Genomic DNA, 24986 nt, shown 5'->3' on the forward strand with positions numbered 1-24986 from the left:
ATATCTTACTGAGGAGCCCTATTTTTATCAAAGCTCAAAATTAGCGATCTACAGGAATGCTAACGGGGCAGGTACTTGACCTTCATTAGACTGTATAAAACTTGTTATCACAATCATGTGGAGAAAAGTTGAAGAGTTATTTTTTTAACAGATGGCTGCTAACGCCTTAACTTTTTGAAAGAAAGATGTCAGGCACTTTGAATGGACAGTTGCCCAAGATGGGTGCAGACACCGCGACTTCTTACGAAAATCATAAAAATAAAAAATGGCAGTATCCGTGGTGAGTACTCATAGCCACAGACACGCCACTAATTCATTTTTGTGGCCTATAAAAGTGATAACTAGGGCAGCTTTTTTAAATGGTTGTTTCTTCTGAATATTTTTTGAAATTATTTAAAATCGCCTGCCATCCTTGTTGTTGAAACTCAATCGGATGCGTAGTTTCAGCATCAAAAGTTTCAATTACTTCGGTTTCGTTTTCTTGACCTTTAAAAGTGATTTTAACTTTTCTTCCATCACCAAGTGTATAAGCAATAACCTCATGTAATTTTACTTCATCATAAATTCCACCAAAATCGAAACCAGCACTGCCATCTTTGGCTTCCATTCTTGAAACGAACTTCCCACCTGATCTTAGATCATTCTCAGCAAATGGTGTATGCCAGTCATCTGAAGCCTTGTTCCATTTTGTTATATGAGTTGGCTCTGTCCAATATTGCCATACCTTTTCTACTGGTGCTTGAACTGTCGTTTCTACTGTTATTTTTTTGGATGTTTCCATTTCATTTACCTCCTCTCTTAATACGAATATTGTTTAGTGATTTTTCCAAAATAGGTGCTTGACTATATTGTAAGTGATTTTGAGAAGTTATACTATTCTAAATAGTTAATAATCAATAGATAGGAAAGAATTTATGTTCAAGACGAAGCACTTTTATCTTCTAACCTACCATTGTGAAGAAATGTACTTAAACTAACGGGTGCGTTACTTGAAGATCTGGCAGCTCTTTTCTGGGCAGCTTTTTTATTCCACTAACCGACAGGTTAGTTTGCCATTAGCCCTGTTGGTTTTATATGGTAATATTATATGTAATACTCATTGATACTAGGATTTAAATTTAGAATAAGGTATTTAAAAGGAAGTGTAAGTATTGTCTAAACAACTGATGTCTAACGATATACTAAACAATTTAGGTGCGGACTGTGAAAGTTATTGGCGGAAATACAACTATATAAACACAAAAGAGGAAGAACCATTATATGTTAGTGTTTTGTTGTACTTTGGACTTTTGGGTTTTTACAACAATTGTAGGGAACACCTTTTGAAAAAATGTTTTGTTCTTTCGATGTTAAGTCAAGGCCCTGAATATCAGCTGGATGATCAGCAGGATCGTAATCAAGTGGAGGAGCCTTTTTAAGTATCTCACCGACACCCGATCCGCCATTCTGACTGCCAATTGGGCTCCAATGATTGATCCTGTCGACAGATATAGGGCAATCGATAAATCGAACGCGCCGCCGGCAATATAAGAGAATAGTGCTCCGAAACAACTTATAAAGGTTTGGAAGCGGGTGTATGCCATGGCTTTGATGTAGGAGAGGCCTTTATGCAAATATGTGTACATTAGCAAGGTAGCCTGTCCCGGTCCAAACATGCCATCGTATACACTGATCCCGAATAAATATGGATAAATATCGGTTTCTGTCTCAGCAGACGTTATCTCCTGTTGCTGTGGTTTTTTTACGAACGTAAGAATGAATGCAAAGCTTAATAGAATGATCGCGGCAATCGTCATTGTTTTGTCAGAAATCGAGTTAGCCAACAACCCGCCGCAAACACCTCCGCCAAGCGCAAACGGAGCTGTTTTTATCGCAGATTTAAAGGAAATATGCTTTCTTTTCAGCAGCACAAAAAAGCTCGAGAAGGAGCTGAAAATATTCGAAAATTTTGCGGAGGCAATCGCAGTATGAACGGGTATGCCTAACAGCAGCATCGACGGCATCCCGATCAATCCGCCGCTGCCGGCAAGCGTCCCAATAAAAGCAGCAATCAATCCAATTCCGATTAAAGCGATATGCTCCATGATCTCACCACCCTCCATTATTATAGATTTTCCCCAGTGATAATGATATTTTAAAAATATGAACATATGATATAAGAAAAACTTATAAGGAGCTTTTAGATGTCTTCATTGTCCGAGTTTCAGCTCTTGTCGGTGCTTGCCCAGGAAAAAAATATGAGAAGAGCGGCTGAACGATTATTTGTGTCGCAGCCGGCATTATCACAGCGTCTGCAGAATATTGAAAAAGAATGGGAAGTAAAGCTGTTCATCCGCTCGCAAAAAGGCCTGACACTTACGCCGGCCGGGGAGCATGTCATTAAATTCGTAAATGAAGTGCTCGCAAAGGAAGAAAAGGTACGTGAGTCGATCCATGCTTTAAACTCAGAAGTGTCGGGAACATTGAAAATCGCCGTCGCTTCAATTGTCGGGCAAAATTGGCTGCCGCTTGTCCTGAAGAAGTTTGTCAGCCGCTATCCCCAAGTGAAAATTTCGCTTATAACCGGCTGGAGCAGTGAAATATTAAGAGCTCTTTATGACGATCAAGCCCATATCGGAATTATCAGGGGCACACCTGATTGGAAGGGCGTTAAAATTCACTTGTTTGAAGATAAGCTTTATCTTGTTGATACTGAAATTACAAAGCCGGAGCAGGTATTGGAAACAGACCGCCCGTTCATCCAATTTAAAAGCGACTCCAACTATTATCAGGAAATTCAAGATTGGTGGCTGCACCAGTTTAAAACCGCCCCGAAAAGAACAGTTGTCGTCGATCAAATTGAAACATGCAAGCAGATGACATTTAATGGGATCGGATATGCAATTCTCCCGGCGATCACCCTGAATGGTGAAGATAAAGATATTTTTAAAATCCCGTTATTAGATGAACATAAACAGCCGCTGAAAAGGGATACGTGGCTTCTTGGTTATGAGTCCAACTTCCAGCTTAAACAGGTTCAGGCATTCGCTGCATTGATCCAGGAACATATCGCAGAATCTGTCCAGTAAAAATTCTTGTTTTCAACGCTTTTGTTTGATAAAGTATTTTTAGCATGTACATAATAGGAGGATTTTCAATGAAGATGATGGATGCAAACGAAATCATTTCGTTCATACAGAATAGCACGAAATCTACACCGGTAAAGGTTTATGTAAACGGGGACCTCGAAGGGATTGATTTTGGTGCAAGTGCCAAAACTTTTATAAACGGAAATACAGGAGTTATATTTGGAGAATGGTCTGAAATCAGTTCGGCTCTTGAAGCAAATTCTACAAAAATCGAAGACTATGTCATTGAAAATGATCGCCGCAACTCAGCGATTCCATTATTGGATATGAAAAATATTAAAGCGCGAATTGAGCCGGGTGCGATTATCCGCGACCAGGTTGAAATTGGCGATAACGCCGTTATTATGATGGGAGCAAGCATCAATATCGGTGCTGTTGTTGGCGAAGGAACAATGATTGACATGAATGTTGTTCTTGGCGGCCGTGCAACTGTTGGGAAAAATTGCCACATTGGTGCTGGTTCTGTATTGGCTGGTGTTATTGAACCACCGTCCGCAAAGCCGGTCATTGTTGAAGATGATGTTGTGATTGGTGCGAACGCAGTTGTTTTAGAAGGCGTGACAGTAGGGAAAGGTGCTGTTGTTGCTGCAGGCGCAATTGTTATTGAGGATGTTCCGCCATATACAGTTGTTGCTGGCACACCTGCACGCGTCATTAAAGAGATCGATGAAAAAACAAAATCGAAAACTGAAATTAAACAAGAGCTTCGCCAGCTCTAAAATTAAGCCAAAGGGCTTTACCGACCTTGTCGCCTGTTGATGCGGCAGGGTTGTTTCAATTTTGACCGCCGTACTAAATACATGTGAGGGGAGGCTGGAAGAAAGTGACTGCAGCCATTAATCCATTTATAAAAATTCGCCGCGAGCTTCATCAAATTCCCGAGCTTGGTTTTCAAGAGTATAAAACGCAGCAATACTTACTGGATTATCTTTCCAAATTGCCTCAGGAAAGGCTCGAAATAAAGAAATGGCGTACTGGGCTTTTCGTGAAAATACAAGGAATAAAGCCGAAGCAAACTATTGGCTACCGGGCTGATATTGACGGGCTGCCGATACATGAGGAAACCGGACTCGACTGCCTTTCAGTACATGAAGGACGCATGCATGCCTGTGGGCATGATTTTCATATGAGTATCGCGCTCGGCTTGATCACCCATTTTGTCAATAAGGCAATCGATGATGATCTGTTATTTATTTTCCAACCGGCCGAAGAAGGACCGGGCGGGGCTGAACCGATGTTAAAGTCAGAAATTATGGCTGGATGGCAGCCTGATATGATCATTGCTCTCCATATTGCTCCAGAATATCCGGTCGGTTCGATTGGGGTAAAAGAAGGCCTTCTTTTTGCCAATACTTCCGAACTGTTTATTGACTTAAAGGGAAAAGGCGGACATGCTGCATACCCTCATCAAACCAATGATATGATTGTTGCAGCCTGTGCTTTAGTGACACAACTGCAATCGGTCGTCTCAAGAAACGTTGACCCGCTTGACAGTGCGGTTGTGACGATCGGCAAGATAACCGGGGGTACCGTACAAAACGTGATTGCGGAGACGGCTCGGTTGGAAGGGACGATTCGCACCCTCTCCGCCGAGTCAATGGCACGAGTTAAAGATCGGATCATCGCATTGGTCAATGGGATTGAAACCGGCTATCAATGCCAGGCAGCTGTCGACTATGGCTCCATGTACCATCAGGTTTATAATGAAGAAGTTTTGACCAGGGAATTTATTGAATATGCCGAGCAACGTTCTGGGATCGATGTCATCCATTGTAAAGAAGCGATGACCGGCGAAGATTTTGGTTATATGCTGGCAGAGATCCCCGGGTTTATGTTCTGGCTCGGTGTTGATTCTGAATATGGTCTTCATCATGCGAAGCTTAACCCAAATGAAGCGGCAATTGAAAAAGCGATTAGCTTTATTGCAGACTATCTGCAATTCAAATCCGCTCAAAATTGATATAAAAGATTGCTTAATTTCCCAACTATAAGGGCAGAACATTCAATGGGATTTTTACGCTAAAACTATTTAGATTAATTCCTATTTAGTTTTGACTCCAAATATGATTTACACTATAATGGACAATGTTGAGGATTTAATGGGACAAACTTTCAGAGTTTGCTCATTTACTAACAATAATGGAGGGATTTCAACATGCCTGAACGTATGGTAGGAAAACAAGCACCCCGTTTTGAAATGGACGCAGTATTGGCAAACAAAGAATTCGGAAAAGTGAGTCTCGAGGAAAATATGAAGAATGACAAGTGGACTGTTCTTTTCTTTTATCCAATGGATTTTACCTTCGTATGTCCTACTGAAATTACAGCTTTATCTGACCGCTATGATGAATTTGAAGACTTGGATGCCGAAGTTATCGGTGTTTCTACTGATACGATTCATACTCATCTTGCCTGGATTAAAACAGACCGCAAAGATAATGGACTTGGCGACCTGAACTATCCGCTTGCAGCTGACACAAACCATGTTGTAGCCCGTGAATACGGCGTATTGATTGAAGAAGAAGGCGTCGCGCTGCGCGGTCTTTACATTATCAGCCCAGAAGGCGAATTAATGTATTCCGTTGTCAACCATAACAACATTGGCCGTGATGTCGATGAAACTTTACGTGTTCTTCAAGCTCTTCAAACTGGCGGACTATGTCCGGCAAACTGGAAGCCTGGCCAAGCAACACTTTAATCATCAGCGTCACATCAACAATCAAGGAAGACCTAACCAATGTTAGGTCTTTTCTCGCATCATTTATGTCAGGAAGCAGAGATACTTTGCGAAAATAAAGGAGTCGTTTAAGATGAAATTACGTGAACCAATGCCGGAATTAAACGGTGCAACAGAATGGTTAAACGGTCAGGTAACAAGAGCTCAACTCGTCGGTGACAAACCTTCATTAATCCATTTTTGGTCGATCAGCTGCCACTTATGTAAAGAGGCAATGCCGCAGGTAAACCAATTTAGGGACGATTATAAAGATAAGCTGAATGTGATTGCCGTCCATATGCCTCGTTCAGAAGACGATTTAAACCTGGATGAAATTAAACGGGTCGCTGTAGAACACGGGATCAGCCAGCCGATCTTTGTTGACAGTGAGCATAAATTAACAGAAGCATTTGAAAATCAGTACGTTCCTGCCTACTATGTATTTGACAAGGAAGGTAAGCTCCGACACTTCCAGGCGGGCGGCAGCGGAATGAAAATGCTTGAAAAACGTGTCAACAGAGTGCTTGATGAACTGGAAAAGAGCGAATAAGTTACGCTAAAAAGATTGACCGGATTCGGTCAATCTTTTTTTACGAATTTTTTTACCCAAAGATCCAATATCGCGAAAATGCTTAAAAATTATCCGAATAAAAAAATGGAAAAATAACGCAAAGGGGTGGATAAATATTTCGAAAACCGATATATTTGTTATTACGTTCTTTTTTATTTTTCTGAATTGTTTACTGCAAGAGAGGGGAGGAAAAATGAATGGAGACTTTTAAAAAATTGAAACAGTATTATTGGCCTTATAAGAATTATTTTATTTGGTCAATCGTCTTCCTGTTATTGATGACAGCGATTACCGTTGTCTATCCGATGATTCTGCAGCTGACTATTGACAAGGTTGTTCTCGGCGGGCAATATGATTGGATTCCATATTTGGCAGTCGGGTTTATCGCAATCATGATTGTCAAGGGGGTAGCGACTTATATTCACCAGTATACAGGGGATTTATTTGGGATAACTTCTGTTTATAAGCTAAGAAACGTCTTATATGAGAAGCTGCAGTTTATGCCATTCAGATATTACGATAATGCGAAAACAGGCGATTTGATGTCGCGCCTGACGGCGGATGTGGAGGGGTTCCGCTTCTTTTTGTCGATGGGGTTTGCTGAACTGATCCGCTTTGCTTTACTGATTGCTTTCAGTTTTTCGGTTATGTTTTATTATTCGCCATCACTGACCTTTGTTACGCTTGCCACCTTGCCATTTCTGGCCATCGTGGTTTACAAGTTTGATAAAGCTGTTCATCCAGCTTTCAGGGAGATTCGTAAGTCGTTCGGGAAACTGAATACGAAGGTTCAGGAAAACATCAGCGGGATCAATACCGTAAAATCACTGTCTCGCGAAGATTTTGAGATTGGAAAATTTAATCGATCAAACAGCGACTATCGGGACCAATATTTGTTTACCTCTGAGATTTGGGCAAAATATTTTCCTTTAATGGAGTTCCTCGGAAACATCAGCGTAGTGCTTTTGCTTTCGTACGGCGGCTTTCTTGTCATGAACGGCAGCCTGAACCCGGGCGAATTGGTGGCGTTTTACAGCCTTGTCTGGTATATTATGTGGCCAATCATGAACCTCGGCTTCGTCATCAATTTATTTTCACAGGCAAAAGCCTCAGGTGAACGGCTTCTTGAGATTTTGGAAGTGGACAATGAAATTGTTGAAAAAGAGCAGCCTATTATAAAAGAAAAGCTTGATGGCAGAATTAAATTTGATGATGTAACCCTTCGTTATGGAAGCGAGGAGAAGGATGCCCTTTACAACATCTCGTTTGAAGCTGCTCCAGGCAAGGTTATTGGGTTGATCGGCTCGACAGGCTCGGGGAAAACGAGTATTACCCAACTAATGACGCGTTTTTATGAGCCTGTGGCCGGGGACGTTGTAATTGATGGGAAAAATGTTAATGAGTACTCGTTGAAATCGTTGCGAAGCAATATTGGCTTCGTATTGCAGGAGTCTTTTTTGTTTTCCTCATCAATAAAAGCAAACATTTCATACGGGCGCCCGGAAGCGACAATGGACGAAATCATTGAGGCAGCCAAAAGAGCCCAGGCTCATCAGTTTATTCTGGAGCTTCCGGACGGCTATGATACGATGCTTGGTGAAAGAGGTATGGGTTTATCGGGTGGACAAAAGCAAAGAATCGCGATTGCGCGGGCAATCTGTGTAGACCCAAGTATATTAATACTGGATGATGCGACGAGCGCAGTCGATATGGAAACCGAATTTAACATCCAAAAAGGGTTGATGGAGGTAATGAAGGGAAGAACGACGATCATTATCGCCCACCGCATTTCGTCCTTAAAACATGCGGATGAAATTCTCGTCCTCGAAAACGGCCGGATTGCTGAACGGGGCATCCATGATGAATTGTTAAAGAACAAAGGCCCATACCAGCGTATCTTTGATATCCAATACAAGGATCATCAAAGAATTCTGCAATCGCAAACAGGCTGAGGAGGTGCGACATCTTGAAAAAGAAACAGATAAACGAACGCGTAATGCAACGGTTCCAGTATTCGACTGACCAGGTTATTGAGAAGCCTTTTAATTGGAAGCAAATGGCCCGTTTATTTAGCTATATGAAGCCATACCGGAATAACTTGCTTCCTTTATCGATCATCATGGTTCTGATTACGACCGCCGTTCGGCTCATCATTCCGATATTAATTGGCGTATATACGCTTGATAAGGCGATTGAAAATCAAGATGCTAATTTACTTGTGATGCTCATTCTTATTATTGCCGGGTTATACGCTGCTTCCTATCTAGCGAACATCTTTCGGATCCGCTGGATGAATGAGCTCGGCCAAAGTGTCATTTTCGATTTGCGTAAGCATTTATTTACGCATGTACAGGGTCTGTCACACCGCTTTTTCGAATCACGCTCGGCTGGTTCTATTCTTGTCAGGATTATGAATGACATCAACTCCTTGCAGGAGCTGTTCACAAATGGTGTCATCAATTTATTAATGGATATGATTTTGCTAATCGGCATTTTTGTGATTCTTTTTACGCTGAGTCCAGAATTGACGCTTGCCGTTATGGTGATCTTACCGATTATGTTCTTCATTTCGACCAGCCTGCGCCGAAACATTCGCCGTTCCTGGCAAACGGTGCGCTTGAAGCAGTCAAAGCTGAATTCGCATTTAAATGAAAGCATCCAGGGAATCAGAGTTACCCAGTCCTTCACCCAGGAGCGGGAAAACATGTCTTTCTTTGATGGAATCAATACAGAAACCTTTGAAAGCTGGCGGGAAGCTTCGCAAAAAAATGCGATGTTCCGGCCGCTTGTCGAATTGACAAATGCACTCGGCACAGCTGTCCTCATCTGGTTTGGTACTTATTTAATCCAGGGGAACGATCTGTCCATCGGCGTCTTCGTGTCATTTGCTTTTTATTTAGGCATGTTCTGGGAACCGATCTCCAGGCTTGGTATGGTGTATAACCAGTTATTGATGGGGATGGCGTCTTCAGAAAGAATTTTTGAATTTCTCGATGAACAGCCAATTGTCTCAGAAAAAAGCAATGCCGTCGATTTACAGGATATAAAAGGGAATATTGATTTTGAAAATGTCGTATTTTCATATGATGAAAACCGCATTGCTTTAAACGGGATTAATCTGAGCATTAAGGCTGGTGAAACGGTTGCTCTTGTAGGTCATACAGGCTCTGGAAAAACAACAATTGCCAGCCTGATCAGCAGGTTTTATGATCCGGTCAGCGGTGCCGTCAAAATCGACGGGCATAATTTAACGGATGTCTCACTACACAGCATCAGGCAGCAAATTAGTGTGGTGTTGCAGGACACATTTATTTTCTCCGGGACGATTATGGAAAATATCCGTTTTGGCCGCCCGGATGCATCAGAAGAAGACGTGATAAAAGCGGCAGAGGCAGTCGGTGCGGATGCGTTCATTCAAAAGCTGTCAAAAGGCTATGAAACAGAAGTTGAAGAAAGAGGAAATGTCCTGTCGGTTGGAGAGAGGCAGCTTCTTTCGTTCGCGAGAGCTTTGCTTGCTGATCCGAAAATCTTGATTCTTGATGAAGCGACAGCAAGCATTGATACCGAAACTGAGATGAAGATCCAAACAGCCTTAAAAACATTGCTCAACGGACGGACGGCAATAATGATTGCCCACCGCTTGTCAACGATACGTGAAGCGGACAAAATCTTTGTCCTTGACCATGGACAAATCATTGAAAGCGGCAACCACGATGAGCTAATGCAAGCTAAAGGACACTACTATCAGTTGGTAAAAGCGCAATTTAACATGCTGAATGCCGTTTAGGGCAGAGAAATGCGAGATAACTAATAACAGGGCAGGCCTGGCTTTTTTGTGGCTGCTCTGTTTTTTTGTTGCCTTGATCTCGTGCTTCGGGCGAAAATACTAAATTTGTTTATCGCTGAGGGGATGCGGGTATTTTTTTAAATTTTTCGGCGACAGAGAAATCGGAATCATATGGTATAAAAAGCAAAACTTATTTTAGCTCATGTCATAATTAAGAAAACTTTTTAATACTTATTTAAGAGCAAGCGCCCTTCACATGAATATGCAAAATGAATTAAAGAAAAGCGACTCTCGAATAAACTGAAGGGTAGCATGACGCCAGTTTAGCAATCAGGAATTCTTTATCAAGAACAACCTCGAAATTATACCGATAAAGGTGATCTTCTAAAGGAAGGAAAAGCTCAATTTGCTTAGACTAAACATTCAAGAAACCATAGGAAACTATTAAATAAATAGTTCTAAAATGTAAAAATAAATAACAAGGCCGCTCTTGACATGTTCTTTATAAAGAACTAAAATGAGTTTGTTGAAATAGAAATAGCAAACGTAATTTTTTAAAAATTTTTATGTTTTATATCTAGAACAAATCTGTTATTAAGGTGGTTCAATGACAAATTCAAAGCATATGAATAATATTAATGAAAAGCCAGCTAAGGATATTAACCTAAAAGAGTTGTTCAATGTTATAAAGAAGAGATTTTGGGTAATTTTAGTGTTTACAATTCTTTCAACTTCAGTTGGTATAATTTATAGCAATTTAAACACTACGTATCTTTATCAGTCATCAACAAGAATTATTATTGGTGCAGATGCCGAGTATATGAAAACTCTCCAGGTCATTATTAGAGATTCAACTGTGTTGGAAAAAGTAATTAAAGAGTTGGATTTAGAAAAATCACCTGGGGAACTAGCTGGACAAATCAGTGTTCAAAGTATAGAAGGTTCACAAGTAGTAAGTATCAATGTAGTCGATTCTGATGCCTATCTAGCCGCAGACATTGCGAATACTACTGCAAAAGTATTTAAGGAAGAAATACCTAAAATTGTAAATTTCAACGATGTTAAATACCTCTCCGACGCGAAAGTGAATCCTTACCCTATAAATGAAAATAAGAATAAAACAATCATTATCGCTTTTTTATTCGGGTTGATAGCTGGAATAGGATTAACTTTCTTTCTAGAGTCATTAGATGGAACAATAAAATCAGAACGAGATATCGAAGATTTTTTAGGTCTACAAGTCTTAGGACGCGTGCCTAGAATGAATAGGAAGAATACTAAAAAGCGAAGTCATCATCAATTGGTACATAAGTATAGAGGTGAGACAATTGTTTCTAAATAAACAAAAATTATTCGGTAGGGTACAAAAGAGAAACTTGGTTTCATATTCAAATCCCGATTCTATCATATCTGAGCATTTTAGAACGATCCGTACTAATATTCATTTTTCAACTGGGGGAAAAAAAAGCATCTTGCTTATTACATCTCCGTGTACAGGTGAGGGCAAATCCACTACTGCAGCAAATCTGGCAGTATCAATGGCACAGCAAAAGGAAAAGGTGCTTTTGATTGATGCGAATTTACGTGAACCAGTCCTTCATTCCATTTTTAAGACTTCTAATGAAGTAGGATTAACTAATGTTCTTAACGGCAAAACTAATTTTGAAGAAGCTGTTTACCGAACGGAGATAGGTAGATTAGAAATACTGACTAGTGGTACCGTTCCTTCTAATCCTGGAGAATTACTCGGGTCGTCAAGGATGCAAGAACTGTTAGAAACAACAATACAGCAATATGATGCTATCTTAATTGATTCACCACCAGTAAATGATGTTTCAGATTCCAAGCTATTAGCGAATAAATGCGATGGCGTCATACTTGTGATAAGTAAAGGCAAAACGGGATTGGAAAAAGCAATTGAAGCGATAAAAGCGTTGAAGTTCGCAAAAGCGAAGTTCTATGGTGCTATTTTAAATGAATATAATTAGGATTTTTTTTTTACTCCTCTTGTTCGTTATAAAGAATATTTTGTGCGTTAATATTATGAGTTTTATTAAGATTTTGGGTGATGTCTCCTTGCCGTTATCAATGGAGGCACTCGATCATGCTGTGGGTTGAAGAACCTTAGACGCGAGTCGTCGGTAGTGTGGTGTGAGGACGGGTTAGATGCCCACATTTTTAATTAAAGTTCTTAATTATGTGCTTTCAAGAAAATCATATAATTAAGAACTTTATTTATAAGGAGTTGTAATAATGAAAGACTTTGATAAATTCCCTAAATCGATTAAGAAAGCCGTTAGGTATATCAATCAGGATGCAACCAAGGAACAGCTGGAAGAAATCAGAAAATTGATTGACTATGCCATCAAGAAGAGACAATTAATGATTGATTAAAATTAAAATCTTTTAGAAAGGAGGGAAAATATGACCTACCGACAAAGGCTCTCATTATTTATCATTATTGACTCATGCATTGTTTTAACCGCTATTTTTTTTAGCAGATTTCTAGTGAGTTCCAGTATTCATGTAGTAACACTGCCCATTATCATCAGTTCCTTAACAATCCTGGTTAGCCATCATTTTTTTTCATTTACATTTAATCTTTATAAAAAGTCATGGGAATACGCGAGTGTTGGGGAATTATTCATAATTCTTAAAGCAGTGACTGCTTCTATTATTACCGCAGCTATCCTCCAGCAACTGATATTGAATGAGACATATTTCCGGTTACTGGCTGTAACATGGCTATTGCATATTTTGCTTATCGGCGGGTCCCGCTTCTGTTGGAGAATGTATCGGGATTCATTACTGAATCGAGACGATAATAAAAAAAGAACACTCATAATTGGAGCAGGCTCTGCAGGCACAATGGTGGCAAGGCAATTATTAAAAAACAATGAAGCAGGGTTAAATCCAGTGGGATTTATTGATGATGATCAAAAAAAACATCATCTTGATATTCTAGGTATTCCCGTAATCGGGGGAGTTGGAGAAATAGAAAAAGCGGTTCAAGATTTATATATTGAGAACGTTGTGATTGCCATTCCATCGTTAAGTAAAAAGGAATTGAATATCATTTTTCAAGAATGCGCAAAAACTACAGCAAAAACACAAATTCTCCCCATGCTTGAGGATCTAATGACTGGAAAGATTTCGGTTAACCAATTTCGAGATGTACAGGTGGAAGATCTGTTAGGAAGAGAACAGATCGTTTTGGATATTGGTAGTATTTCAGAAAATATCACTAATAAAGTGGTATTGGTAACAGGTGCAGGAGGTTCAATCGGTTCAGAAATTTGCCGGCAAATCTCAAGATTTAATCCTGAAAAATTAGTTTTATTGGGTCATGGAGAAAATAGTATCTACTCAATTGAGATGGAGTTAAAAGAAAATTTTAGCGATTCAAATATTGAATTCATACCTGAAATCGCCGACTTGCAGGATGCTAAGAAAATGATGTCAGTCATGAGTACATATCAGCCAGATGTAGTTTACCACGCAGCTGCCCATAAGCATGTACCGTTAATGGAGCGCAATCCGGAAGAAGCTGTAAAAAACAATATGATTGGAACTTTAAATGCGGCTAATGCGGCAAGCTGGCATGATGTCAAAACATTTGTCATGATCTCTTCGGATAAAGCTGTAAATCCAACAAGTGTCATGGGTTCCACGAAAAGGTTATCAGAAATGATTATCCAATCCATGGATGCAAACAGCGAAACAAAATTTGTTGCGGTCCGATTCGGGAATGTATTGGGTAGCCGCGGCAGCGTTATCCCGCTCTTTAAGAAGCAAATAGAAAAAGGCGGACCAGTTACAGTAACGCATCCCGATATGGTCCGTTATTTCATGACCATTCCCGAAGCTTCTAGGTTAGTTCTCCAAGCTGGGGCTCTAGCACATGGTGGTGAGATTTTTGTTTTAGACATGGGAGATCCAGTCAAGATTGTCGATCTTGCCAAGAATTTGATTAAACTTTCTGGATACTCAGTGGATGACATAGGAATAGAATTCACGGGTATAAGAGCAGGAGAAAAGCTGTTTGAAGAGTTACTGAAGGAAGAAGAAGTTCATGAGCAGCAAGTCTATCCGAAAATTTATATAGGTAAAACCTCCGAACTATATATTCAAGAAATCGAGGAAATCATTGCAACGTTTTCAAGCATGGAAAAAGGAGAACTAAGGGATAGGTTAGTGTCCCTAGCAAATAACCGGAATTCAACCCGAACATTATTGCCAATTTAGGTTTAGGAGTGTGTAACATGAAAGTAAAAAAGGCGATTATACCAGCTGCAGGACTCGGAACGAGGTTCTTGCCAGCAACTAAAGCTATGCCAAAAGAAATGCTGCCAGTCGTGGATAAGCCAACGATCCAGTATATTGTCGAAGAGGCCATCGAATCAGGGATCGAAGATATCATCATTGTGACAGGAAAAGGAAAAAGAGCCATTGAAGATCATTTTGACCATTTTTTTGAATTAGAACAAAACCTTTTCGAAAAAGGAAAATTTGAACTGCTTGGTGAAGTCCAAAAATCTTCAAAACTCGTTGATATTCATTATATCCGGCAGAAAGAGCCAAAGGGACTCGGGCACGCAATCTGGTGTGCACGGAAATTCATTGGAAATGAGCCATTTGCAGTCCTCTTAGGTGATGACATTGTGCAGGCAGAAAAACCGTGCCTTAAACAAATGATCGAACAGTATGAAAGGTACAATGCCTCTATATTGGGTGTCCAAAAAGTAGCAGATCATGAGGTTTCACGCTATGGAATCGTCGATGGGAATATGATTGAAGATAAATTTTACAGTGTTAATAGCTTGATAGAGAAGCCAAAACAAGATGAATCGCCTTCGAACCTAGCTATTATGGGCAGATATATCCTGAATCCGAGAATTTTCGATATACTGGGTAATCAGGATCCGGGTGCTGGCGGAGAAATACAATTAACAGATGCAATCGCAGGTTTGAACAAATACGAAGCAGTATATGCCTATGATTTTGATGGTGTTCGATATGATGTAGGAGAAAAAATGGGGTTCATTCAAACGACAATTGAGTTTGCACTACAGCGCGAGGATTTGAGAAAAAACTTGCTGGACTATTTGACAACAGTTATAGACAAGGAGCTTATTAGATAAATAGCTAAAATGGATGGATGATGTTTAATGAAAAAAAAGGTGTTGTTTTGTGCAACGGTTGACTATCATTTTAAGGCATTTCATTTACCGTATCTTAAATGGTTTAAAGACCAGGGATGGGAAGTTCATGTCGCTGCATCCGGTAAGATGATGCTTCCATATGTTGATGAAAAATATAATATCCCAATACAAAGATCACCCTTTAGCATGAAAAATATTATTGCATATAAGGAACTAAAGAACATAATTGATCAAAATAAGTATCAAATTATCCACTGCCATACTCCAATGGGAGGTGTACTGGCGCGATTAGCCGCTCGTTTTTCTAGAAATAACGGTACTAAATTGATCTATACAGCGCATGGCTTTCATTTTTGTAAAGGTGCACCTATTTTAAACTGGTTTCTTTACTATCCAATTGAAAAGGTGCTTGCTAAATATACAGATTGTCTAATTACCATAAATGAAGAGGATAATAATTTAGCAAACAAGAAAAATTTTAAAGCTCAAACTATAAAGCATGTTCATGGGGTGGGGGTTAATACGGACCTCTTTTTCCCAGTAAAAACTTTTCACAAGTCTATTTTGAGGACAGAATATGGATACAATGATGAAGATTTCTTAATGTTTTACGCTGCTGAATTTAATAAAAATAAGAACCAGCAGTTATTAATTAAGTCATTAGCTAGAATTAAAGATGAAATACCCTATTCTAAACTTTTACTAGCTGGAGACGGACCTCTGCTAGAAGAGTGTAAACAACTTGCTATCAAACTGGGGGTTATCGGGAAAGTCGATTTTCTTGGATATCGAACTGATATAGTCACTTTATTAAAAATAAGTGATGTAGCTGTTGCATCAAGTTTAAGAGAGGGACTCCCTGTAAATATTCTGGAGGCTATGTCATGTGGTTTACCTATTATTGCAAGCGTAAATAGAGGACATTCTGAACTCGTGAAAAATGGTCTAAATGGGTACATTGTGCCACCAAATGACATTCACCAGTTTAGTTCTAGGTTAATCGAATTGTTTCACTCTAGCGAGCTCTTAACACAAATGGGGATAGAAAGTCAGAAAATTGTAAAAGGGTACTCTCTGGCCCGGGTAGGATTAGAACTTAGTGAAATTTATTCAGGGTATATAGTGGGGGAAGAACATGAGACCAAAAGTAAGTATAGTAGTGCCTATTTATAACGTGGAAAGTTATCTTAGGAGATGTTTAGATAGTTTGTTATCTCAAACTCTAATAGAGATAGAAATTATTGCTATCAATGATGGTTCAACAGACTCGAGTGGAAAGATCTTGCAAGAGTACTCGGTAAAGGACAATCGATTGAAAGTAATTGATAAACCAAATAGCGGTGTTTCATCTGCGAGAAATCATGGAATTAGATTTGCTACAGGGGATTATATTGGTTTTGTTGACTCAGATGATTGGATTAATGTGAAAATGTACGAAGAAATGTATAATGCTGCTTTAAAAGAAGATGCAGATATAGTTATGTGTACTTACGTACGAGAGTTTGGAAGTCATTCTAAAGTAAAGAATTTCAATCTGCCTGAAAAGGTACAATACGATAAGGAAGAGTTAAATGCAAAAATTCTGAGACGATTAGTGGGTCCATTAAATGAAGAAGTTGCAAATCCAGAATTTCTTGATGCTTGGGGAACGGTATGGTCAAAAATATACCGTACAGAAATGTTGATAGAAAATAACCTCCTTTTTACAGATCTAATGGAAATTGGTACTAATGAAGATTCTCTTTTTAACATTGAAGCATTTTATTATGCTAAATCATTTGTATTCTTAAATAGTCCATACTATCATTACTGGAGAAATAATAGTTCTTCAGTTTCAGCTGGCTATAACCCAAACCTTATAGATCAATGGTTTAATCTCTATGGGAAAATTAGTGAATTTATAGAAAATAAAAGTATGAATAAGGACTACTATAAAGCCTTAAATAATCGTATTTGTCTTAATACACTTGGGCTTGGATTAAATACAATCAGTACTGCAAATAATTCACCGCCTTTTCTAAAGCTTAGGAAAATAAGCCATATTTTAAATGATCAACGTATAAAACGTTCATTCAAACAATTGGAGTTATCGGAATTTTCAATTGTTTGGAGGGCGTTTTATTTTTGTGCAAAAATGCGATTTGCAGGGGGCTTATATTTTATGTTATTAGCCATACAGCAGCTCCGAAAAATCGTGAGATAGAGGTGAGGAAAACTTGAAACCGATACGTATACTTCAGGTCGTTACCATTATGAATCGTGGTGGACTTGAAACGATGCTTATGAATTATTACCGACAAATAAACCGCAGCAAAATTCAGTTTGATTTTATGGTTCATCGAGATGAAGAAGGGCATTACGATCAAGAAATTTTAAACCTAGGTGGAAAGATCTATCGGATGCCACAAATAAAGCCTGGAAATTATCGTTTATACTTCAAGCTTCTTGATGACTTTTTTGCAAATCATCCAGAATATAAGGTAGTTCACGCTCATATAAACGAAAACAGCAGTTTTGTTTTGAGAGCAGCAAAACGTGCGGGTGTTCAATGTAGGATTGCGCATAGCCATACAAGTGATTTAGGTATCGACTATAAACTGCCCTTTAGGCTATATGCAAGAACGGTTATGAAAAATAATCCAAGCGAGTATTTTGCTTGTTCAAATAATGCAGCTGAATGGTTATTTGGGAAAAAAAAAATCGATGCAGATAAAGTAACAATTTTAAAAAACGCAATTAATTTGGATGAATTTAAATATAACGAGAAAGTTAGAATCGATACTAGGGGAAAACTGAATATAAAAGATCAACTCGTTATTGGTCATGTAGGTAGATTTCATAAGTCTAAAAACCATGAATTCCTAGTAGATGTTTTTAAATCAATACATAAAAGACATCCAAGTTCAATGCTATTGTTGGTTGGGGAAGGTGATACACGTCTAACAATAGAAAAGAAAGTAGCTAACTTAGGATTACATTCAGCTGTGAAATTTTTGGGGCTTAGGAAAGATATCACCCAGCTTATGCAAGCAATGGATTTATTCCTTTTCCCTTCTTTTTTTGAAGGGGCACCAGTTGCTCTGATAGAAGCACAGGCAGCTGGTTTGCAATGTGTTGTATCAGACACAATTTCAAAAGAAAGCAATCTAACGGGACTAGTAAAATACTTAAATATAAGGGATTCACCTGAAGTATGGGCTGACAAAATTCTCAATTTATCTTTTGAACATACAGACACATCTCAACAATTAATTAAAAATGGTTACGATATTGTTACGATGGCCAACAGCTTATCTAAATATTATATAGAAAAGGTTTAGAAATCAGATAGAAAACACTGATTGGAGATTTTGCCATGATTCAGATTCTAACTATCTTCACTCCAACATTTAACCGTGGGTATACCCTTCATTTATGTTACGAAAGTTTGAAAAGACAAACGTGCAAAGATTTTGTTTGGTTAATTATTGATGATGGATCTACAGATAACACGAAGGAATTAGTTGAGAGTTGGATTTTAGAAAGTATTGTTCCAATCCGGTACCAATACCAAGAAAATAAAGGCATGCACGGTGCACACAATACAGCTTATGAATTAATTAAAACAGAGCTCAATGTTTGTATTGATTCCGATGATTATATGCCTGATGATGCTGTAGAAAAGATCACCTCGTTTTGGAAAGAACATGGAAGTGAAAGGTATGCGGGTATTGTTGGGTTAGATGCTACTAAAAACGGAGAAATTATTGGAACCAGCATGCCAAAAAACTTGGTGACATCTACACTTTCAGATCTATATGGGAAAAATAAGGTGAAAGGAGATAAAAAACTGGTATACAGATCAGAATTGATAAGAAAAACACCATCTTATCCTATCTTTCCAGGAGAAAAATACTGTCCTCTAAGTTACAAATATATTTTAATTGATCAACTATGTCCATTGCTCATTATGAATGAAATCCTTTGCCATGTTGAATATTTGGCAGATGGATCGAGCATGAATATTATAAAACAATATCAAAGAAACCCTAGAGGCTTTTCTTTTTTTAGAAAAGTTGCTATGAAATATGCTCCTTCTTTTAAAGAAAGGTTTCGAGAGTCCATTCATTACGTTTCTAGCAATATTATGATTAAGAATTTTAAATTTTTGTTTGAATCTCCCAACCAAATGACTACTTTATTTGCAATACCTTTTGGAATTGTTCTTTACTTTTATATTAAGAATACAGGAAAGAAGACAGTCCTAAAAAGTAATTAGTAAGATCAAATTAATTATTCTCTGAAAGGATATTATCCTATGGCAATTTTATGGATTAATCTTATTGTAGTATATATATCTTCGTTGTTTGCAAGATATTTTTCTTATCCTAAAGCCCAAGGTATTCCTTTTGTAAAGCCAAATAAACTCTTTTTGTTTTTTTCCCTAGCTTGTTTAGTTCTTATATCAGGTCTACGAAATAATATTGGTGATACTTTTATGTATATGCATAGTTATGCAAATAAAGATTTTAGTTTGCAAAACATTGAGTTTAAAGGAGACTTTGGATTTAATATCTTTCAAGGAATTTTGCAAAGTATCTCCAAAGATCCTCAATTCCTTATTTTTACCACAGCACTTATTTCAAATTTACTTATTGTCCTTGTTCTAATTAAATTTTCAAGAATGATTGAATTAAGTTTATATGTTTATATAACCTCCGGAATGTTTACCGTGTCAATGAACGGAATTAGACAATTCTTAGCAGCTACAATCATTTTTTGTGCAACAAAATATTTACTAAACGGAGAGTTCAAAAAATATTTAATAATCATTTTAGTTACATCAACAATTCATACAAGTGCTTTAGTTCTTCTGCCTATCTATTTTATCGTTAGAAGAGAGGCATGGACTAAGATCACTTTTATCCTATTAGCTTTAGCTGTTTTAATAGTTATGGGATTCAATCAATTTTCAGAGATACTTTTCTCTGCTTTAGAAGATACACAATATGGGCATTATAGTAGTTTTTCAGAAGGTGGTGCAAACATCATTAGGGTTATGGTTGATTCTGTACCTGTAATAATAGCCTATCTAGGAAGAGATAAACTCAGACAGTTATGGCCTAAAAGTGATTATATTGTAAACTTATCTATAATAAGTTTGACATTTATGCTTATTGCGACTCAAAATTGGATTTTTGCAAGATTTAATATATATTTCAGTTTGTACAATTTAATTCTAATCTCCTGGATAGTTTATCTTTTTAAAGAAAGTAATAGAAAGTTTATTTATTACTCCTTATTAGTCTGCTACTTTATTTATTTCTTTTATGAACAAGTTATTAGTCTTGGAATTTATTATAAGAGTGACTATTTAATCTTTGTCAATTAGATTACCAGATCACTATAGTTATTAAACTAAACAAGTATTGGAATGAGGTTTTAATTATGAATGATTTTGAGAAAATTCCACGCATTATTCATTTTTGCTGGTTTGGTAAAGGGGAAAAACCCAAGCTAGTGGCAAAGTGCATAAAAAGCTGGAAAGATCATCTGAAAAATTATAAGTTTATCGAATGGAATGAAAGTAACTTTGATATTAATTCGAATCCATTTGTTAGAGAAGCGTATGAAGCAAAGAAATTTGCTTTTGTTAGTGATTATGTAAGATTATTTGCTCTATACCGGTACGGTGGGATTTATATGGATACTGATGTAGAGGTAATCAAATCTCTTGATCGCTTTTTAGTCCACGATGCCTTTTTAGGATTTGAAGATGATATGTATTTACAATCAGGTACAATGGGAGCCGTTAAAGGACATAGTATTATTGGGAGCTTTCTTAATTATTATTCTAATAAAAGTTTTATAAAACCTGATGGTGCATATGATTTGACAACTAATACTTATATAATGACAAAAATATGTGGCGAATTTAATTTAATTAATAATGGTAAATTACAAACATTAATAAATGAAGTTGTCATATATCCACGTACATTCTTTAGCCCATATGATTACATTAACGGAGGGAATTATATTACTGATGAAAGCTACACAATTCATCATTTTGCCCAATCTTGGTTACCAACTAGTACCAGAGTTAAAAGTAACGTGAAAAGGATGGTTAGTCGTTTTGTCGGCCCATTTTTTATTTCTACTATAAGGAAAGTAATAAAAAATAAATGAGAAAAACATATGTATAAATAAAACTCAGACCAATGCGAGTTCAAAGGAATAAGTGAAAATGATACATGATAAGAGGTATTGCAAATGAAAAAAAATATTCTAATATCGTCTTTTGATATGGCGATTGGCGGTGTTGAGAGAAGTCTCATTGGATTATTAAATCAAATTGATTATGAAAAATATGATGTAGATTTAATGCTATTTAAGCATGAAGGAGATTTCTTTCCATTTATACCATCTGGTCCTACTTTGTTGCCTGAAATACCTCTATATTCATCGTTCAGGAACCCAATATATCAGATAGCAAAGGAAGGACATTTTTCAATTGCAATATCCAGAGTAATGGCAAAGTATATAGGTTCTTTTTATGGGAAAATGAAAAACATTGATGAACCAGGCTACTTGACAATTCAATATGGATGGGAATTAACAAATCGATTCCTTCCTAAACTAAATAAAGAGTATGATGTGGCCATAGGTTTTCTATGGCCACATTATTTTGTAAGTGAAAAGGTAAGAGCTAAAAAAAGAATTGGATGGATCCACACTGATTACTCAAATATTCACGTAAATAAGAAACTCGATGCCAGAATATGGAATAAATTGGACAAAATAGTGGCAGTTTCAGAAGGTTGTTCAAAAACATTTTTAAATATTTACCCTGATTTAAAAGAAAAAACAACTGTAATTGAAAACATTCTTTCACCCGAGTTTATTAGAGAACAGGCTAATGCAGAGGATCCAAAAGAGATTCAAAAAAAACGTGGAAAAACAACATTGGTTACAGTTGGTCGACTAACATATGCAAAAGGTTTGGATGATGCTGTAAGAGCTTGTAAAGTGTTGGTGAACGCCGGATATAATATTGAATGGTATGTGGTTGGATATGGGCCTCTTGAAACTGATTTAGAGAATTTAATAAATGAACTGGAACTTCAAGACAGATTCTTTTTATTGGGGAAAAAGACAAATCCTTACCCATATATAAAAGCTTGTGATATTTATGTACAGCCATCAAGGTATGAAGGAAAGGCAGTTACGATCCGCGAGGCACAGATTTTAGGAAAACCCGTAATAATTACTAATTTTCCTACTGCCAAAAGTCAAGCGTGTGATGGACATGATGCTATTATAACCCCGTTAGATATTGATAGTATTGTAACCGCAATTAGAACATTAATTGAAGATAAAACCATAAGAGATAGACTTATAGCAAATGTGCTAAGGATGGATTATGGTAACGAAAGTGAAATACAAAAATTATATAAATTGATTGAGTCTTAAGATTAAGGGATAGCGGAGGTTCGACTTTATGGCAGTACTCATAACCGGAGGAGCAGGATATATCGGGAGTCATACCTGTATTGAATTGTTAAATGCGGGATATGAAATTGTAGTTGTTGACAATTATATAAATAGTAAACAAGAATCATTGAAGCGTGTGGGTATTATAACAGGCAAAGATTTTAAAATTTATAACGTTGACTTGTTAGATGCAGTAGGGTTAGAAAATGTGTTTGTTGAAAACAATATCGAAGCTGTAATTCATTTTGCTGGTCTTAAAGCAGTAGGTGAATCAGTCATTTTACCACTCTGGTATTACCATAACAACATTACAAGTACAGTAATCCTCTGCAATATCATGAAAAGATTTGATGTGAAAAACTTAGTATTTAGTTCATCAGCAACTGTTTATGGTATCCCTGACCGTTTTCCTGTTTCTGAAGGTTTTCCACTTAGGGCAATGAACCCCTATGGCCGGACGAAGCTAATGATTGAAGAAATCTTACGTGACCTTTATGAGTCGGATCATAGCTGGAGCATTGCTCTATTGAGGTACTTTAATCCAATAGGTGCACATGGAAGCGGTCTTATAGGAGAAGATCCAAATGGAATACCAAATAACCTTATGCCTTTTATTACACAAGTAGCAGTAGGGAAACTTAATGAATTAAGTGTGTATGGAAATAATTATCCAACTATAGATGGTACTGGTGTTAGAGACTATATCCATGTTGTTGATCTTGCAGCGGGACATGTAAGAGCGCTGGAAAAGGTATCGAAATTTACCGGTGTAGATGCTTTTAATCTTGGGACTGGCAAGGGTTATAGTGTATTAGAACTGGTTTCCGCCTTTGAAAAAGCAATTGGAATTAACATTCCTTTTAAGATCGTGAATCCTAGACCAGGTGATGCACCCATTTGCTTTGCTGATCCTTCCAAAGCAAAACGAGAACTTGGATGGGTTGCTGAGAAAGATATTGAAGAAATGTGTGAAGACTCTTGGAGATGGCAGGCAAATAACCCGAACGGATATAACAATCACAGTGAATTATTGGCTGAAATAGAAAGTCCTCGCTTACTAAAGAATAGCGGGGACTTTTTATTTAATCGAGTGCACTGAAAAACTGGAAAAGTGAGTGAGGCAGACTAATGGATATTTCTGAAAAATTGACTCAAAAGAGTTTGCAAGAAATCTTAATAAAGATTTATATGAAAGGTCAGGAATCTGACAAAATAGAAGTCAAAGAATTAATAGAAGAAATTAAACAACAGGTTATTTCTGCTGTAAACACAGCAAAATAATATAGTTTTTATAATTTTTTATGGGAGGTGTAAAATGTCTTGTTTTAAAATAATTGATCAAGCATCCCTATGGAATGTATTACTGAAAACTTTTATCAATATAGACTGTTACTATTCATATGAGTATGGGAAATTATTTGCCAATAAAGAAAATGGTGAATTATTTGCTGCATACTTTGAAGATAATACAACTAAAATATTCTATCCCTTTATAAAAAGGAAAGTCGCGTATGAAGAGGAAACTTATGATATTGTAACTCCCTATGGTTATGGTGGTCCACTAGTAGAAGGAAGTGACATATCAATATTGGAATTTTACCGGTTATTTTGTGAATATTGTTCATTAAATAATATAATAGCTGAAACAATAAGGTTTCACCCATTATATAAGAATAATAAGATATTTGAAAAAGTCATGGATATTGAATATATCAGGCAGACAACGTCGGTAGACTTAACAGTTTCTTTAGAGGAAATACGACAGAATTATTCATCTATGAACAAACGGAATATTAAGAAAGCAAAAATGAATAATGTTTCATGTTTTATTGGTGAAAATAATTTAGATAATATTCATAAATTTATTCAAATGTATAAAGAAACAATGGATAGAAATAAAGCAGCTAGTTACTACTACTTTGATGAAAATTATTTTATAGAACAAGTTAAGGATACTAGTATCAGCAAAACCTATTTACTTTTTGCACAATTTAATCATGAAATTATCGCTGGAATAATGGTTATTGTAGGTAAAGAATATTCACATTACCATCTAGGGGCTTCTAAAACAAACTATCTAGAGCTTAAGTTTGAGTCAAGCATTTGTTGGCGGAATTTATTTCCACCTAAAACGTGTAAGCGGATTCAT

24 protein-coding genes are annotated in these 24986 nt (G+C 37.2%); 22 read left to right on the plus strand and 2 right to left on the minus strand.

Annotated elements, in window-relative coordinates:
* Nucleotides 1–355: 355 nt before the first annotated feature.
* Together CU635_RS22030 and CU635_RS22035 are read right to left on the minus strand one after the other, a co-directional pair.
* Complete coding sequence (locus CU635_RS22030) at nt 356–781, minus strand: SRPBCC family protein (protein ID WP_101579510.1); 426 nt, start codon at nt 779–781, stop codon at nt 356–358.
* Nucleotides 782–1349: 568 nt separating this feature from the next.
* Nucleotides 1350–2084: a sulfite exporter TauE/SafE family protein gene (locus tag CU635_RS22035; RefSeq protein ID WP_101579511.1), complete on the minus strand. Its 735-nt coding sequence runs from the start codon at nt 2082–2084 to the stop codon at nt 1350–1352.
* A gap of 99 nt (nt 2085–2183) precedes the next feature.
* On the opposite strand from CU635_RS22035, the gene CU635_RS22040 reads away from it, so the two are divergent.
* The 22 genes from CU635_RS22040 to CU635_RS22135 form a co-directional block, all read left to right on the plus strand.
* The gene (locus CU635_RS22040; protein ID WP_101579512.1) at nt 2184–3068 is read left to right on the plus strand and encodes a transcriptional regulator CcpC; all 885 of its coding nucleotides are present in this window, start codon (nt 2184–2186) and stop codon (nt 3066–3068) included.
* 68 nt (nt 3069–3136) lie between these two features.
* Nucleotides 3137–3847, plus strand: a complete 711-nt coding sequence (dapD, locus tag CU635_RS22045) for a 2,3,4,5-tetrahydropyridine-2,6-dicarboxylate N-acetyltransferase (RefSeq protein ID WP_101579513.1) — start codon at nt 3137–3139, stop codon at nt 3845–3847.
* A gap of 104 nt (nt 3848–3951) precedes the next feature.
* On the plus strand, nt 3952–5088 hold the full coding sequence (locus CU635_RS22050; protein ID WP_245917560.1) for an N-acetyldiaminopimelate deacetylase: 1137 nt from the start codon (nt 3952–3954) through the stop codon (nt 5086–5088).
* A gap of 195 nt (nt 5089–5283) precedes the next feature.
* Complete coding sequence (locus tag CU635_RS22055; protein WP_101579514.1) at nt 5284–5826, plus strand: peroxiredoxin; 543 nt, start codon at nt 5284–5286, stop codon at nt 5824–5826.
* Nucleotides 5827–5938: 112 nt separating this feature from the next.
* The gene (locus CU635_RS22060) at nt 5939–6394 is read left to right on the plus strand and encodes a TlpA family protein disulfide reductase (RefSeq protein ID WP_101579515.1); all 456 of its coding nucleotides are present in this window, start codon (nt 5939–5941) and stop codon (nt 6392–6394) included.
* Between the two features lie 218 nt (nt 6395–6612).
* A complete protein-coding gene (locus CU635_RS22065) occupies nt 6613–8367 on the plus strand; it encodes an ABC transporter ATP-binding protein (RefSeq protein WP_101579516.1) in 1755 nt (584 codons plus the stop codon).
* 44 nt (nt 8368–8411) lie between these two features.
* Nucleotides 8412–10202, plus strand: coding sequence for an ABC transporter ATP-binding protein (locus tag CU635_RS22070; RefSeq protein WP_101579530.1), 1791 nt, complete (start codon nt 8412–8414; stop codon nt 10200–10202).
* Between the two features lie 607 nt (nt 10203–10809).
* Nucleotides 10810–11544: a YveK family protein gene (locus tag CU635_RS22075; protein ID WP_245917561.1), complete on the plus strand. Its 735-nt coding sequence runs from the start codon at nt 10810–10812 to the stop codon at nt 11542–11544.
* Entirely contained in the window at nt 11522–12190 is a 669-nt protein-coding gene (locus CU635_RS22080) for a CpsD/CapB family tyrosine-protein kinase (RefSeq protein WP_308303536.1), read from the plus strand. Before CU635_RS22075 ends, CU635_RS22080 begins: the two co-directional genes overlap by 23 nt.
* Nucleotides 12191–12455: 265 nt before the next feature.
* Complete coding sequence (locus CU635_RS23580; RefSeq protein WP_180955510.1) at nt 12456–12596, plus strand: hypothetical protein; 141 nt, start codon at nt 12456–12458, stop codon at nt 12594–12596.
* Between the two features lie 30 nt (nt 12597–12626).
* Nucleotides 12627–14447, plus strand: a complete 1821-nt coding sequence (locus CU635_RS22085) for a polysaccharide biosynthesis protein (protein WP_101579518.1) — start codon at nt 12627–12629, stop codon at nt 14445–14447.
* Nucleotides 14448–14464: 17 nt separating this feature from the next.
* Nucleotides 14465–15343, plus strand: a complete 879-nt coding sequence (gene galU / locus CU635_RS22090; protein ID WP_101579519.1) for a UTP--glucose-1-phosphate uridylyltransferase GalU — start codon at nt 14465–14467, stop codon at nt 15341–15343.
* 27 nt (nt 15344–15370) lie between these two features.
* Nucleotides 15371–16537, plus strand: coding sequence for a glycosyltransferase family 4 protein (locus tag CU635_RS22095; protein ID WP_101579520.1), 1167 nt, complete (start codon nt 15371–15373; stop codon nt 16535–16537).
* Complete coding sequence (locus CU635_RS22100; protein ID WP_101579521.1) at nt 16500–17567, plus strand: glycosyltransferase; 1068 nt, start codon at nt 16500–16502, stop codon at nt 17565–17567. Before CU635_RS22095 ends, CU635_RS22100 begins: the two co-directional genes overlap by 38 nt.
* Before the next feature lie 49 nt (nt 17568–17616).
* A complete protein-coding gene (locus tag CU635_RS22105) occupies nt 17617–18684 on the plus strand; it encodes a glycosyltransferase family 1 protein (RefSeq protein ID WP_245917562.1) in 1068 nt (355 codons plus the stop codon).
* Between the two features lie 35 nt (nt 18685–18719).
* Nucleotides 18720–19622, plus strand: coding sequence for a glycosyltransferase family A protein (locus CU635_RS22110; protein WP_101579523.1), 903 nt, complete (start codon nt 18720–18722; stop codon nt 19620–19622).
* A gap of 39 nt (nt 19623–19661) precedes the next feature.
* Nucleotides 19662–20735: an EpsG family protein gene (locus CU635_RS22115; protein ID WP_101579524.1), complete on the plus strand. Its 1074-nt coding sequence runs from the start codon at nt 19662–19664 to the stop codon at nt 20733–20735.
* A 56-nt stretch (nt 20736–20791) separates the two neighbouring features.
* Nucleotides 20792–21532, plus strand: a complete 741-nt coding sequence (locus CU635_RS22120; RefSeq protein WP_101579525.1) for a glycosyltransferase family 32 protein — start codon at nt 20792–20794, stop codon at nt 21530–21532.
* Between the two features lie 84 nt (nt 21533–21616).
* Nucleotides 21617–22816 (plus strand): glycosyltransferase, encoded by a 1200-nt coding sequence (locus tag CU635_RS22125; RefSeq protein ID WP_101579526.1) that lies wholly within the window; start codon nt 21617–21619, stop codon nt 22814–22816.
* 28 nt (nt 22817–22844) lie between these two features.
* Complete coding sequence (gene galE / locus CU635_RS22130; RefSeq protein WP_101579527.1) at nt 22845–23936, plus strand: UDP-glucose 4-epimerase GalE; 1092 nt, start codon at nt 22845–22847, stop codon at nt 23934–23936.
* 29 nt (nt 23937–23965) lie between these two features.
* Entirely contained in the window at nt 23966–24118 is a 153-nt protein-coding gene (locus CU635_RS23585) for a YwzD family small protein (protein WP_180955512.1), read from the plus strand.
* Nucleotides 24119–24152: 34 nt separating this feature from the next.
* Nucleotides 24153–24986 (plus strand): GNAT family protein (locus CU635_RS22135; protein ID WP_101579528.1); only part of this gene is annotated, 834 nt, incomplete at its 3' end.

The organism is Bacillus canaveralius, from assembly GCF_002860125.1.
Taxonomy (GTDB): domain Bacteria; phylum Bacillota; class Bacilli; order Bacillales; family Cytobacillaceae; genus Bacillus_BJ; species Bacillus_BJ canaveralius.

Excerpts from the sequence above, each read along its gene's own strand:
- CU635_RS22030 (WP_101579510.1), bottom strand. The coding sequence starts at position 781 with ATGGAAACATCCAAAAAAATAACAGTAGAAACGACAGTTCAAGCACCA.
- CU635_RS22035 (WP_101579511.1), bottom strand. The coding sequence starts at position 2,084 with ATGGAGCATATCGCTTTAATCGGAATTGGATTGATTGCTGCTTTTATT.
- CU635_RS22040 (WP_101579512.1), top strand. The coding sequence starts at position 2,184 with ATGTCTTCATTGTCCGAGTTTCAGCTCTTGTCGGTGCTTGCCCAGGAA.
- dapD (WP_101579513.1), top strand. The coding sequence starts at position 3,137 with ATGAAGATGATGGATGCAAACGAAATCATTTCGTTCATACAGAATAGC.
- CU635_RS22055 (WP_101579514.1), top strand. The coding sequence starts at position 5,284 with ATGCCTGAACGTATGGTAGGAAAACAAGCACCCCGTTTTGAAATGGAC.
- CU635_RS22060 (WP_101579515.1), top strand. The coding sequence starts at position 5,939 with ATGAAATTACGTGAACCAATGCCGGAATTAAACGGTGCAACAGAATGG.
- CU635_RS22065 (WP_101579516.1), top strand. The coding sequence starts at position 6,613 with ATGGAGACTTTTAAAAAATTGAAACAGTATTATTGGCCTTATAAGAAT.
- CU635_RS22070 (WP_101579530.1), top strand. The coding sequence starts at position 8,412 with ATGCAACGGTTCCAGTATTCGACTGACCAGGTTATTGAGAAGCCTTTT.
- CU635_RS22075 (WP_245917561.1), top strand. The coding sequence starts at position 10,810 with ATGACAAATTCAAAGCATATGAATAATATTAATGAAAAGCCAGCTAAG.
- CU635_RS23580 (WP_180955510.1), top strand. The coding sequence starts at position 12,456 with ATGAAAGACTTTGATAAATTCCCTAAATCGATTAAGAAAGCCGTTAGG.
- CU635_RS22085 (WP_101579518.1), top strand. The coding sequence starts at position 12,627 with ATGACCTACCGACAAAGGCTCTCATTATTTATCATTATTGACTCATGC.
- galU (WP_101579519.1), top strand. The coding sequence starts at position 14,465 with ATGAAAGTAAAAAAGGCGATTATACCAGCTGCAGGACTCGGAACGAGG.
- CU635_RS22095 (WP_101579520.1), top strand. The coding sequence starts at position 15,371 with ATGAAAAAAAAGGTGTTGTTTTGTGCAACGGTTGACTATCATTTTAAG.
- CU635_RS22100 (WP_101579521.1), top strand. The coding sequence starts at position 16,500 with ATGAGACCAAAAGTAAGTATAGTAGTGCCTATTTATAACGTGGAAAGT.
- CU635_RS22105 (WP_245917562.1), top strand. The coding sequence starts at position 17,617 with ATGAATCGTGGTGGACTTGAAACGATGCTTATGAATTATTACCGACAA.
- CU635_RS22110 (WP_101579523.1), top strand. The coding sequence starts at position 18,720 with ATGATTCAGATTCTAACTATCTTCACTCCAACATTTAACCGTGGGTAT.
- CU635_RS22115 (WP_101579524.1), top strand. The coding sequence starts at position 19,662 with ATGGCAATTTTATGGATTAATCTTATTGTAGTATATATATCTTCGTTG.
- CU635_RS22120 (WP_101579525.1), top strand. The coding sequence starts at position 20,792 with ATGAATGATTTTGAGAAAATTCCACGCATTATTCATTTTTGCTGGTTT.
- CU635_RS22125 (WP_101579526.1), top strand. The coding sequence starts at position 21,617 with ATGAAAAAAAATATTCTAATATCGTCTTTTGATATGGCGATTGGCGGT.
- galE (WP_101579527.1), top strand. The coding sequence starts at position 22,845 with ATGGCAGTACTCATAACCGGAGGAGCAGGATATATCGGGAGTCATACC.
- CU635_RS23585 (WP_180955512.1), top strand. The coding sequence starts at position 23,966 with ATGGATATTTCTGAAAAATTGACTCAAAAGAGTTTGCAAGAAATCTTA.